This is a genomic window from Kitasatospora misakiensis (genome assembly GCF_042656005.1).
Lineage (GTDB): Bacteria > Actinomycetota > Actinomycetes > Streptomycetales > Streptomycetaceae > Kitasatospora > Kitasatospora misakiensis.
Map to the genome: position 1 here is coordinate 1 of NZ_JBHSOF010000056.1, position 11,994 is coordinate 11,994.

13 protein-coding genes and 1 pseudogene are annotated in these 11,994 nt (G+C 69.0%); 10 read left to right on the forward strand and 4 right to left on the reverse strand.

Translation table 11 applies throughout. The features are described from left to right. Positions 1-312 precede the first annotated feature (312 nt). Together ACFP3U_RS30940 and ACFP3U_RS30945 are read left to right on the forward strand one after the other, a co-directional pair. Entirely contained in the window at positions 313-843 is a 531-nt protein-coding gene (locus tag ACFP3U_RS30940; protein ID WP_380229042.1) for a Pycsar system effector family protein, read from the forward strand. Positions 844-857: 14 nt separating this feature from the next. Next, positions 858-1,583 carry a nucleotidyl cyclase domain-containing protein gene (locus ACFP3U_RS30945; RefSeq protein ID WP_380229043.1) on the forward strand — a complete coding sequence of 242 codons (726 nt, stop codon included), beginning with the start codon at positions 858-860 and terminating at the stop codon, positions 1,581-1,583. A gap of 116 nt (positions 1,584-1,699) precedes the next feature. On the opposite strand, the gene ACFP3U_RS30950 is transcribed toward ACFP3U_RS30945, so the two are convergent. From ACFP3U_RS30950 to ACFP3U_RS30960, 3 genes and pseudogenes are all read right to left on the reverse strand, one after another. Next, positions 1,700-2,632, reverse strand: coding sequence for a hypothetical protein (locus tag ACFP3U_RS30950; protein ID WP_380229044.1), 933 nt, complete (start codon positions 2,630-2,632; stop codon positions 1,700-1,702). Between the two features lie 190 nt (positions 2,633-2,822). Beyond that, positions 2,823-3,062: pseudogene (locus tag ACFP3U_RS30955) on the reverse strand (LLM class flavin-dependent oxidoreductase); the annotation flags it as partial. Positions 3,063-3,119: 57 nt separating this feature from the next. Continuing rightward, on the reverse strand, positions 3,120-4,037 hold the full coding sequence (locus ACFP3U_RS30960) for a serine/threonine-protein kinase (protein WP_380229045.1): 918 nt from the start codon (positions 4,035-4,037) through the stop codon (positions 3,120-3,122). 87 nt (positions 4,038-4,124) lie between these two features. Here ACFP3U_RS30960 and ACFP3U_RS30965 point away from each other — a divergent pair, with 87 nt between their 5' ends. The 7 genes from ACFP3U_RS30965 to ACFP3U_RS30995 all read left to right on the forward strand — a co-directional run bounded on the left by ACFP3U_RS30965 (position 4,125) and on the right by ACFP3U_RS30995 (position 10,768). Further along, positions 4,125-4,670 (forward strand): RNA polymerase sigma factor, encoded by a 546-nt coding sequence (locus tag ACFP3U_RS30965; protein ID WP_380229046.1) that lies wholly within the window; start codon positions 4,125-4,127, stop codon positions 4,668-4,670. Next, positions 4,667-5,542, forward strand: a complete 876-nt coding sequence (locus ACFP3U_RS30970) for a hypothetical protein (RefSeq protein ID WP_380229047.1) — start codon at positions 4,667-4,669, stop codon at positions 5,540-5,542. Before ACFP3U_RS30965 ends, ACFP3U_RS30970 begins: the two co-directional genes overlap by 4 nt. 94 nt (positions 5,543-5,636) lie before the next feature. Then, positions 5,637-6,449: a hypothetical protein gene (locus ACFP3U_RS30975; RefSeq protein ID WP_380229048.1), complete on the forward strand. Its 813-nt coding sequence runs from the start codon at positions 5,637-5,639 to the stop codon at positions 6,447-6,449. A gap of 151 nt (positions 6,450-6,600) precedes the next feature. After that, complete coding sequence (locus ACFP3U_RS30980; protein ID WP_380229049.1) at positions 6,601-7,827, forward strand: hypothetical protein; 1,227 nt, start codon at positions 6,601-6,603, stop codon at positions 7,825-7,827. Positions 7,828-8,245: 418 nt separating this feature from the next. After that, on the forward strand, positions 8,246-8,551 hold the full coding sequence (locus ACFP3U_RS30985) for a WXG100 family type VII secretion target (protein ID WP_380229050.1): 306 nt from the start codon (positions 8,246-8,248) through the stop codon (positions 8,549-8,551). Then, positions 8,548-10,197: an alpha/beta hydrolase gene (locus ACFP3U_RS30990; RefSeq protein WP_380229051.1), complete on the forward strand. Its 1,650-nt coding sequence runs from the start codon at positions 8,548-8,550 to the stop codon at positions 10,195-10,197. The genes ACFP3U_RS30985 and ACFP3U_RS30990 overlap by 4 nt, the downstream gene beginning before the upstream one ends. A 133-nt stretch (positions 10,198-10,330) precedes the next feature. After that, the gene (locus tag ACFP3U_RS30995; protein ID WP_380229052.1) at positions 10,331-10,768 is read left to right on the forward strand and encodes a hypothetical protein; all 438 of its coding nucleotides are present in this window, start codon (positions 10,331-10,333) and stop codon (positions 10,766-10,768) included. Positions 10,769-10,793: 25 nt separating this feature from the next. Here the strand turns inward: ACFP3U_RS30995 and ACFP3U_RS31000 are convergent, their stop codons facing one another. Next, positions 10,794-10,970 carry a hypothetical protein gene (locus tag ACFP3U_RS31000; protein WP_380229053.1) on the reverse strand — a complete coding sequence of 59 codons (177 nt, stop codon included), beginning with the start codon at positions 10,968-10,970 and terminating at the stop codon, positions 10,794-10,796. Positions 10,971-11,135: 165 nt separating this feature from the next. Between ACFP3U_RS31000 and ACFP3U_RS31005 the strand changes: the two genes are divergently transcribed. Further along, positions 11,136-11,975 carry an HAD family hydrolase gene (locus ACFP3U_RS31005; protein WP_380229054.1) on the forward strand — a complete coding sequence of 280 codons (840 nt, stop codon included), beginning with the start codon at positions 11,136-11,138 and terminating at the stop codon, positions 11,973-11,975. The last annotated feature ends 19 nt before the right edge of the window (positions 11,976-11,994 follow it).

Sequence of the window (11,994 nt, forward strand, 5' to 3'; positions counted from 1 at the left end):
TCGCGAACGACCTCGCCGTCTTCGAGAAGATCGCCACCGAGGGCCTCGCCCAGCTCGGTTGAGTGATAGCCGACGTGTCCTCGGTACCTGGTATGCCCTGGAAGGCGCAACGAGCAGTGTTGGTTGCCTTACACAAGGTCACCAACACTGCTCGTGCGATGGAGGTTGAGGCCCCTCCGAACGCCTCACGGCTGTGGTTGTAGACGCGCTTCGTCTCTCGGCGAAGGCGTTCGAGCCCACGCAAAGCCCTACCCGAGGGGCACTCCAGGTATTCCCCGGACCATTGTCGGTGGCGCGGTGGAAGATGGCGGGGTGACTGAAGCATCCTCGACGCCTGGGTCGGAGCAGCCGCCGAATCCTGACCACGCCTGGAAGACGCTGGGCCTGGTCATAGATTGGATCAAACACGCTGAGACCAAGGCTGGAGCCACTCTCGCAGCCACCGGGGTCACGGGCGGATTGCTCTTCAACATCATCAAGGACGTCGCGGAACCGACGGCCTGGCTCATCACCAGCGCGGCCCTGTGCGGACTGACCGTCCTGATGGCGGGCCTCTGCACTGGGATGGTGCTCTGGCCTCGGCTGAGGATGAAGGAAGATCCCGCCAGCCTCCTCTACTTCCACCACATCGCGCGCGGCCATGCTGCCAGCGACTCCTACGCCGTCTCTCTGGTTGCCCTGACCAAGGACATGGAGGCCCTCGTTGCCGAAATTGCCGCCCAAAGTTGGGCGAACTCCAAAGTGGCCCACGACAAGTACATGTGGGGCGGCCGGGCAATTCGCTTGCTCCTGCTGGCACTCCTCCTTCTTGCCGCGACTGCCCTCCTTCGTGTCCTCGACTAGCCCTGGAGAGAGACTTGGACAGCAACTACAAGCCGTATGACCACATTGCGAGCGCCAGCCGGATCAAGGATTACCTGACTAGTGCCCAGAACAGCTATGAGGAGGCGAGCGCGCTTCCGAATCGGGACAAGCTAACCTTCACAAACGGCTTCTACGCCAACTGCTCGGCGATCTTTGTCGACATCCGTAGCTCTTCCCAGCTTCCCGGCCAATACAAGCGACCGCGCCTGGCCCGGATCTACCGAGCCTACCTCTCCGAGCTTGTTGCCATCTTCAACGACAGCCCGTTCACTCGCGAGATCAACATCGCAGGAGACGCAGCCTGGGCGGTTGTGAACACGCCATCGAAGCCCAACATCGACGCGGTATTCGCGATGGGATACAAGGCGAACTCGATGGTCAAGCTCATGAACCACTACATGGTGAAGGCTGGCTATGGCACTCCGATCAAGATCGGGGTCGGCATGTCCTACGGCCGGGCTCTCATGGTGAAGGCGGGATACAACGGCAGCGGCATCAACGATGTCGTCTATATGGGTGACGTGGTCAACGAAGCGGCGAAGCTCGCCAACTATGGGGGCCAGCCATTTATTCCGCCGCTCGTACTGTCTGAGGATTTCCACTTCAACCTTAACTCGGACAATCAAGGCTTCTGCCAGTATGACCGTAATCGCGAGTGCTATACCGCAGACGTGGTTGATAGTGCGATGGAGGCCTGGCGCCAGGCAAACTGCACATAGTTGTTGCCCCCAGCTGCGACGTTCGGCGGCCAGACGCGTCCCGCCGTGCACTTGCAGCTACCAGCCGGCTCCTGAGAGGTACAGCAGATGTGAAGCTGGGTCTCGCCCGATCAGCATCACGAAGACAACCCAGCACGTCGCGCTCGCAGCGCGTGACGTTCCTGCTGCGCCTTCACCCAGATCGCCTGACGCATCTGAGCCGACGAGGCCGCTCGTTTCAGATGATCGACGTCGTCACGCTTCTTGTCGCCACGCAGAACGGCCGCGCAATATTCCTCCCCGTGGGTGGCGCACCAAGCGGAGGACAGTACGCGCCCTTGAGCCTCTGGGTCTCCGTCAGGAAGTCGATCGATGGCGTGGTCTCCCCAGAGGGTGTCAGACGGTCCCTCGCCGCAAGGGCAGGTGTAAGCCAGGTAGTCATTCTTCTCGACCCGGTCCCATACGCTGCCAGTGACTGCCATGAGGTGTCGATCGACCGACTGCGCCGCCTTGGCTGCGTAGTTGACAGCCTTGCCCGCCCAAACCGGCTCCTGCTGGTTGAGGTTGCGAGGCGTACCGACCCGCTTGACGAGGAGACGGCTGGAGGCGACGCCGACCTTGTATCCGGTGCTGGGCAGTTGGGGGTCGTTCGGCCACCGAGCTTCAAGACGTTCCACCAAGTCGACGCTGAACGTCTTGACGGTGATCCCGGCGGCCAGCGCACGCTCGTATCGGAGGTCCCCCCAGAAGAGTGCGAACGCGCCGTCCCCCTGAATCGCCAGGAAGTTGGCCTCGAACTCGTCGAAGATCCTTACCACTCCGCCGGTGCTGGCCTCGTAGATACTGGCCGTACTCGCAGCCCATTTTCCAGTGCCCAACTTGGTCGAGCCCTTCAAGTCCGCGACCACGGCGACCGCGTCGGTTACCTTGTGCCACTTCCTCGCCGTGATCGGCAGTGCCGACACATCGAGGTTGTCCCCCTTGTCCACCACTTCTGGGGTGGAAGCGAACTCGTCCTTCGCCTTCTGGTCGAGGTCCTTGAACAGGTCCTCGAGTCTTACCTCAGTCACGGACACCCCTCCCACTCGCCGGTGCTGTTCCTACGGTACGGGAGGGGTCTGACAAAGTTGGGCGAGCACGGCCCCCGCGTCGGCGGGCCCCGGATCAATCAACAGGACGGGGACCTGGACCTTCGCGATATTCAGCGCTTCATCTTCGAACGGGCGTCGCCCGTCGAATGCAGCACCGTTGGAATCAGGCCGTGATGGGCGAACGAGGCTTGACCGAGGTCACCAGCGTGCCGAGGCGGAGCCGCTCGGTGGCCGTCGCGGCGGCCGTCAGCGTCGGGAGCGAGCCGAACCACGGCTCGTCCCGGAAGCTCCGCCAGCTCAGGTGGTCGTAGGTGTACGCGGCGTGGAACCCGAGGTCCTCGGCCCGCCGCCAGGTCTTCTGCCCCTCGCTCCACCGGTGGATGGGGAGGATCACCGTGCTCAGTCGCATACCGCCGACCCTACGGGAGCCGTCAGCGGCGGACGCGACTTGACGACTTCAACGCCTTCAACGCCGCAGCCAGCTCAGCAGGGTCGTCGCCGTGAACACCGCGCCCGCCGCCAGGCAGACCGCGCGCGGGGTCAGCCACCCGCGGCGTTCCAGGGGCTGGGGCTGGGACTGCGGGACCGGAGCCAGCAGCGCGTCCGCGAAGGCCTGGGCGGTCGGCGGTCGGTCCGCCGGCTCGACGGACATCGCGGCCCGTAGCAGCAGGGCGAGGTTCGGTGGGAGCTCCGCTCCGGCCGGGAGCGCCGGCAGCGTCGAGGCGGTCGGCTGGTCGGTCATCAGGGCGGTGGCGCGTCCGCCCGGGCCGAACGGCTTCTTCCCGGTCAGCAGCTCGTAGGCCACGACGGCCAGCGCGTACACGTCGGCCCGCTGGTCGAACCCGCCGGTCTGGAAGGCCTGTTCCGGCGCCATGTACGCGGGCGTGCCCGTGGTCACCGTCAGCCCGGACGCGTCGGCCAGCTGCTTCGCGCTGCCCAGATCCGCCACCAGCACCGCGGCGGGCGCGGGGCCGGTGGCGAGCAGCAGGTTGGACGGCTTGACGTCACGGTGCACCACGCCCGCCTCGTGCAGGACCTGGACGGCGTAGCCCGCCTCCGCGGCCAGCCGCAGCGCCTCCTGCGGGTCGCACTCCCCGACCCGCTCCGCCAGGGTGCCGCCGCGCACGTAGTCCATGACGAAGTAGGGCCGGTCCTCCTGCACGCCGACGTCATGCACCCGGACCACCCGCGGGCTGGCGATCCGGCGCAGCAGCCTCGCCTCCGCCAGGAACCGCTCGCGCACATCGGCGTTGGCGGCCCAGTTCTCGGCCAGCACCTTCACCGCGACCTCGGTGTCGAGCTCCGGATCGTAGGCCTTCCAGACCGTCGCGAAGGAGCCGGCTCCGAGCCGCTCAAGGAGGAGGTAACGGCCGAGCTTGCGCATATGGCAGCATTCTGCCGGAGTCGGGGGGAGTGCGGAACTCCCGTTCGGCGGGTGCGATACCAAGCGGGACGAAACAGGGGGATTCGGGTGTTCGAGGAAGGCGAGCTGGAACGGCTCGTGACGGCCGCTCAGGCGGGGGACCCGGGGGCGATGGAGCACCTGCTGGCCAAGCTGCGGCCGCTGGTGCTGCGCCGCTGCTCGCGCTTCCTGCCCCACCACGCCGACGCGGAGGAGGCCGCGCAGGACGCGCTGCTGTCCATCAGCACGCGCCTGGGCACGTACGGCGGCCGCGGCTCCTTCCTGGGCTGGGTGACGGTGATCGCCTCGAACGCCGCCCGGTCCACCTACCGCTCGATGCGCCGGCGCGCCGAGGACAGCCACGACGACCTCCCCGAGTCCGTCGACCCGCGCACCACCAGCGTCATCGCCGGGACCAGGCTCGACGTGATGGAGGCGCTGGCCGCGCTGGAGCAGGAGCACCCCGCGCTGGTGGAGTCCTTCGTGCTGCGCGACCTGGGCGACCTGACCTACGCCCAGGTGGCCGAGGAGCTGGACGCCCCGTTGAGCACGGTCAAGGACCGTATCCACCAGGCCCGCCGCTTCATGCGCGAGCGCCTGGTCACCGGTCTGTGAACGGCGGTGGCGCGGCGGGCGGCGGCCGCCCCGTCGTCCGGCGCCGGTCCGCCGTCGCCGCCCTGGTGGCGGCCGCCGCGCTCGGGCTGGCGACCGGCCGGTTCGTCCTGCCGGCGCCCTCCGGCGCCGCCGCGCACCCGGCACCGCCGTCGAGTGCCGCGGTCGACGGGGCGTCCCCGGGCGTGTCCGCTCCCGCGACGCCCGGCGGGTCCGTCCCGACGGCCTCGTCCTCGTCCTCCGGCTCCGGCTCGCCGACCGGTGCGACCGGTACGACCGATGCGACCGGTGCGACCGGGCCGGTGACGACCGCGAACCTTCTGGAACCCGCGGCGTTCAGCCCGGACATCGGCATCGGGCAGATCCACGTCACCGACCGGTACGGCGACGGGACTTACGCCAACGCGGCCTGCTCCGGCGAGAAGACCCTCCAGCAGACCCTGGGCGGGCCCGGTGCCCACTTCCGCGGACTGATGACCACCACCCACACCAGCCCTGACGACCCCACGGTGGCCGGCGTCAGCGGCGCCCAGGTCGCCCGCGAGGTCGTCGCCGAAGGCCGGAGCCCTTCCCTGGCGCAGAACAGGGCCGAGCTCCTGCTGCTGGAGCAGGTGCCCTGCCAGGAGGAGACGCCAGGGCACTGGGTCTACGGAAAGACCAAGACGCTGCAGCTCGCCCCGGACGTCACCGCGAGCTGGATGGGCTCCTACCAGGGATCCCTCAACACCACCGGCACGGCGCCCGAGGGCAAGGAGCCCTGCGGCGGCATCGCCGTGCTGCGCAGCGGCAGCCACTACGGGGTGCTGGAGGTCTACGCCTGCCTGGGGACGGCCGCGATGGACCGCGTCGTCAGGGCCGCTCTGTCACGGCTCTGAAACAGCCGCTCAGGGATCCGACTTTCCGTCCTCCGGCGGCATCTCCCCAGTTGTACGAGGACGCAGCAGGCGTCCCGACCAGCAGGGGGACCAGATGACCGAGAACCAGGCCGTCCAGCAGAAGTCCGTTCGCCGCAACCGGGTCGCCGCCGCCGCGGCCTGCTTCGCCGCCGCACTGATCACGGTCGGCGTCGTCGGCACCCAGTCGGCCACCGCCGACGGGGCTGCGCGCGACGCCGCACCCCGCACCGCGGTCGCCACCACCCCGGTCGCCACCACCCCGGTCGCCACCACCCCGGTCGCCGCCACCCCGGTCGCCGCCACCCCGGTCGCCGCCGCCCCGGTCGCCGCCGCTCAGCCGGTCACCGCCGCCCAGCCGGCCGCGGTCGCCGCGCCCGGACTCGGCTCCGCCGACCTCGTCCAGAGCGAGGACTTCCGGCCGGGTCTGAACCCGGTCGGCGCGACCATCGCGCTGACCGGACGCCAGGCGCTGTCCGCGTGCTCCGGCGAGCAGACGATGCGCGACCTGACCAAGGGCAAGGCCACCGCGTACGCGTCCGTGAACTGGACCTTCGACACCGACGGCCTGCTGACCGAGTCGGCCGCGAGCGCCCCCACCGGGACCGCGGCCGACACCTGGGAGAAGCAGCTCGTCACGCTCGTCGAGAACTGCCAGAACGAGCCCGCCGGCCACTGGCACTACGGCGCGGCCCACACCCTGACCGCCGCCGGCGGCACCGCCCGCTGGTACCCGGCCTACAACGGCGACGGCGCCGTCAGCGGCGGGGTCGCGGTCCTGCGCAGCGGCACCAAGGTCGCCATCGTCGAGCTCACCGGCCGCCCCGCCAACCCCCAGGCCTACGTCGAGGGCATCACCACCGCGGCCCTGAACCGCCTCCCCTCCTGAACCGCCTCCCCTCCTGAACGGCCTCCCCTCCTGAACGGCAGCCCCGCTCCGCCCGCACGCACCCCCGGGCGGAGCGGGCGCCTTTCGGTAGACCTTCGCACCGCTCGCCCAACGGCACGGGCAGGTCGGCTAGCGTGGCGTCATGGGTTCCATGGCTGACGTCGCACGGAGCGAGGACGAGGCGTCGTTGCGAGATCTGATCGAGCACTGTGCCGAACTGAAGGGCGAACTCGTCGAGTTCGCCCAGAGCGCGCGGTTCGACCGGTGGCTGACGCCCCTCCTGTTGGAGGCAGCAGGCCCTGAGCGGCTGCTGGACGAGGGCGCGGCCATCCGGATCATCGACAACTTCATCCTCCGCTACCGCCTACCGGACGGCGCGACCGTGGTGGACCGGTTCGTCGCCGGGCGGCGGGCTTTGAGCGAGGCCGACCGGGAACTGCTGCTCGGCTGGCGCGACCCGGTCGAGGGCGTCTTCGAGATCCAGCGCAAGGACGGCGACGCCGTCGTCCTGCTGAACCTGGTCGACGACCTGGAGTACCGCACATACTCGAACATCGGGCGGGCGGCCTTCCGCGGAGTCTCCAAGGGCGGATTCCTCCTCGCCTGCCTGGTGCCCGTCCACCCGGCCGACGGGGTGTGGCTGGTCTCCGGGGCGATGTCCTCCTACCCGAAGACCAGCGCCACCGAAATCGCCCAGGCCGCACTCCAACTGGCCACCACCCACCCCGAACTGGTCTTCCGCAACCCCGAGAAGATCGAACAGGGCTGGAAGTCGATGCGGGAGGACCGGGCCGCGTTCATCGAGTTCTGCGGCAGCGACGAACTGCTCCTCCCCCCGGCCGAAGCCGAGGAACGGCTCAACGCCTACTACCGGCACCGCCAGGAGGCCGCCGCCGAGCGTCCCGACCGGGCCAGGGGCGCGGCCTTCCCGGCCTTCGAACTGCCGCAAACCCTCGCGGACTCGGACACGATCGGCGTCATCTACGACGAGGTCGACGGACTCAACTTCTACGCCGACTACGGGATGCTGCGAGACCTCTTCGCCGACCCGGCCCTCTCCGGCCGCAAACAGCACCAGGACCTACTGCGCGCGTACCTCCGCGAGGAGTCGATCGCACCACTCCCGATCCGCCGCCTGGCCGCCACCCACCCGGAGACCGTCGACACGGTCTTCCGCAACCTGCTCCGGAAGCCCGGATTCACCTGGACCGAGCACGGCGACGACCTGCTGCGCCGACGCAAGCCTCGGTACTACGCGACCGAGCCCCGCCCCGGCGTCTCCGTAATCGGCGAACGCCTCAGCGAACTCACCGCCGGCGGCCGACGCCCGAAACTCACCAGAGCACGGCGCATACCGCGCCGACCCGATCACCAGTAACCGCACACCGTTGTCGGGACCCGGTACCGGGGCAGTCGCGTTGTAGGTGCTGACCGCGCAGACCAGGTCGGTCCGGCCCACGGTGCGCACCGCGGCGATCGCGGCCCGCAGGTGGTCGCCGACGACGCTGTCGAGATAGGCGTCGACGCCCTCGGGGGCTGCCTCGGCGAGTTGCTCGTCCAGCGAGCCGGCCGAGCCGATCACTCTGGGCGCCCCGAGCCTGCGGGTCGGCTGCCCACACTCTCGACCGCCCCGAAGTCCGCTGCCTCCTGCCGCCGCCCGCCTGACACCGGTCACTGGTGGTGCCGGGACGATGGCGACCGCTCTCCCGATCTGAGTATCTGTACGGATAGGAACCACGCTGCAAGCCGAATAGCCTTCGCACGATGCCTGCTGGCATCGCCAAGGGGAGGGGAACATGGGCGACATCAAGGTGAATCCGGGTGAGATACGCACATCAGGCGCAGCAGCACGGGCGATAGGCGGTGAGTTGAAGGCGCCGGTCGAGGCTGCCGTGGCCGCCAGCCACAAGGCTGCGGGCGAACTCACCGGGTGGTCGATCGCCACCCGACTGGATCGACTGGCAAGCGGCTGGGCACCGGCTCTGACGACAGTCCGGGATCGATTCACCAAGACCGCGGACAATCTGGATGCCACCGCGCAGGCGTACAACGGCAATGAGAACGCGATCTCATCAGTGTGGCAGAAGCAGGGGCCGATGTGAGCAGTTACTTCGAGCTGCTGCTCCGGTTCGATCCGAACGGGCTGCGCGATGCGGCAAAGTCCTGGCGCGGACTGTCGAGCTCCGTACGCGAGGCCGACATTCGTCACCGCAGCCAGGTCAACGGTCCATTACGCCACATGAAATGGTCCGGCAAGGACGCCGAGTACGCCTTCTCCACACTTGAGCGCACCGAGCAGATCCTGGAGATCGTACGAGTCGAGTCCGCTGCCGTGGCACTCGCACTCGACACCGTCGCCGACCGCATGTACCAAGCGCAGACGAACCTCAGGAACGCCGTCCACCGAGCCGAGGAATGGGGGCTTTCCATCGCCTCGGACGGCACGGTCAACCTGCCCGTGCAAAGCTACGCGGACCAGCACGACGCGGACGGCCAGGCAGACCGCAAAGCCCTCGTGACCCTGCGAGGAGAAGCGCAGGAGCGGGTGAACAAGGCCCTCACCGATGCCCGCGAAGCCAGCGACAAGGGCGACTTGGCACTCAGCCGACTCGACGCGGACATCCTGACACGACCCCGGGTCTTCGGTGCGGCCGCCGAGACAGCGCGCGATGTGAGGGACGTCGAGAAGGACCTCGGCCTCACCAGTCCATACATCCCGGAGAACACCGACCCGCAGAAATCTGCTGACTGGTGGAAATCCCTCACTCCCGAGCAGCAGGCCGGCTATCTGGCGCTCCACCCGGACCAGGTCGGACAGCTGGACGGCCTGCCATCCACCGTTCGAGACGAAGCCAACCGGCTGGTTCTCGAACAGCAACTGGACGAGCTGAAGTCGGGGGATGCGCGCGGAAGCGGGCTGACGTTCGAGGAGTACAACAAGCGCGAAGGCGCCCTTCGCGAACTCAAGGAGCGGCTCGACCAGCAGGACGGTGAATCCGCCGAGAAGCAGCTCTTCCTGCTCGGCCTCGACGCGAAGGGCGACGGCAAGGCAATTGTCGCCCTCGGCAACCCCGATACCGCCGACCACACCGCCGTCATGGTTCCGGGTACCGGCACCACGCTGGCGAGCATGCCCGGCCAGATCACGCGGGTCACCGCGCTCCAGGATTCCGCCATCGACGCAGGCCACGGCAACAAGAACGTTTCCGTGATCTCGTGGCTGGGCTACGACGCTCCCGAGATCCCTCCGGAGAGTCTGGGGGTCATGGGAACGGGCCGTGCCAATGACGGCGCCGAGGCGATGCGCCGATTCACCACGGGAACGAGGGTCGCCCAAGGGGATCACCACAGCCATCTCACCGTTATCGGCCACAGCTACGGCACCACGGCCGTCGGCGCCGCCGCTGCGGGTGGCCAGGGCCTGGGCGCCGATGACATCGTGGCCATCGCCAGTCCGGGGATGACGGTGACCGAGGCCGAGAAACTGCACATCGACCCCAGCCACTTCTGGGTCGGCGCCGCAGACGACGACAATATTCGGAAGGTGGCCGGTCTCACGCTTGGCGACGATCCGATGTTCGAGGGGTTCGGCGGCAACAACATCCAGATCGACACCTCCGGCCACAGCGGCTACTGGGACGAGAACTCCCAGAGCCTTGCCAACCAAGGTCGCATCATCGCCGGGCAACCGCCGAACACCGTTCCCAAGGAAGCAGAGGTCGATCCCAATGTCGCGCCCGGAATCTGACCTCTTTCTCGGGCCCCGGCCGTCAGGGGTGCCTAGGTCGGCCGCCGTGCTTCGGGGCTCCGTGCGCCGGTTCGGGGGCTCGCGGGCTGTTGTCGTGGTGGCCCTTGTTATGCCGTTGTTCCTAGGAGGATGTGTGTCCCGCACCGGCCCGGCCGACCCGATCCCTGTCATGGCGCGTCAGGATGCCCAGGCCTGGGCGCAGCACATGACGGAGTACATGGCTCAGATCGCGGGTGGAGCCATCACAGCGGAGACGGTCAGGCCGTCGTTCAGGGAGTGTGTCGGCAAGAACGACGAGGTCGCGAAGGACGGGCGGTACACGATGTCGTACGCCGCCTACAGTCCGATTCCGCTGGAGCAGCATCCCGAGGCCGCCCGTCGGATCCGCACCATGCTGGAACAGCAGGAGTTCCAGGTCAGCGGCTATCGCGAGACCTTGAACGGCAAGGTTCAGGCCCTGCTCGACGCGTTCCAGCCCTCCGGGCGCTATCTCGCGACCGTCGAGACGATGGCCGGTGGTGACCTGATGTTCCGGATCAGCACGCGTTGCCTCATGCCGCCCACCGGCTGAGGCCGGGCAGCAGTGCCCCCGCGGGTCAGGGGTGGGGGCGTTGGGTGGGGTGGGGGAGGGGGTGGGTGGGGGTGGTGCGGCGGGCCAGGTCGGCGAGGGTTTCGAAGAGGATGTCGCCGAGCAGGACCGGCTCGCGGGAGGGGGGTGGGGCGTCCTCGGGGGCGGTCGGGGGGCTCTCGTCTCGGACCTGGCGAGTGGGCATGGCTCTTCCTGCCGACGGGGTGGCCGGGGGAAGTTCTGCCCGGTCGGGGCGGGCGGGACACCCCGGGGGCGGGCTGATCGGCCGGAAACCGGTGCAGTGGGGGCCGAAAGGGGCCGCGGCGACCCGCGCGGCGACCTCCCGGTGGTGGTGGGCGAAGATGGAGCGGTGACCACACCGCGCACCGCTCCCCCGATCCGGCTGATCGCCACCGACCTGGACGGCACTCTGCTCTGCTCCGGCGGAACCGTCACGGCGCGCACCGCCGCCGCCCTGGCGGCGGCCGAGGCGGCGGGGATCCAGGTGGTGTTCGTGACCGGTCGGCCGCCGCGCTGGATGCAGCAGGTGAGTCCGCACATCGGCGGCCACGGGGTGGCGATCTGCTCGAACGGCGGCGCCGTGGTGGATGTGCGGCGCGGCGAGCTGTTGGAGTCGACGCCGCTGGCGGCCGAGGACGCGCTCGCCGTCGTCGAGCGGCTGCGGGCCAAGCTGCCGGGCACCGCGTTCGCCTTCGAGTACCCGGCCGGGTTCGCCCGCGAGCCCGGGTACGAGGTGGGCATGTGGGGGCAGGACGAGAACCACCCGGTCGGCCCGGCGGAGGAGCTGCTCGGTGCCGGCGGACCGATGCGCGGGCTGTTCAAGCTGCTCGCCAAGCACCCGGACCTGGATCCGGACAAGCTGCTCACCGAGGCCCGGGAGGCCGCCGGCCACCTCGCCGAGATCACCCGCTCGGCGCCGATCCCGCTGCTGGAGATCAGCGCGCCCGGCGTCACCAAGGCCAGCACGCTGGCCCGCTGGTGCGCCGGGCGGGGGATCGACCGGAGCGAGGTGGTGGCCTTCGGCGACATGCCGAACGACCTGGAGATGCTGGCCTGGGCCGGGACGGCGTACGCCGTCGCCAACGCCCACCCGCAGGTGCTGGCGGCGGTGGCGCAGCACACGGTGAGCAACGAGCAGGACGGCGTCGCCGCGGTGCTGGAGGAGATCCTCCGGCACCGCGGCGAGTGACGGGCGCGGCGAACCGTCT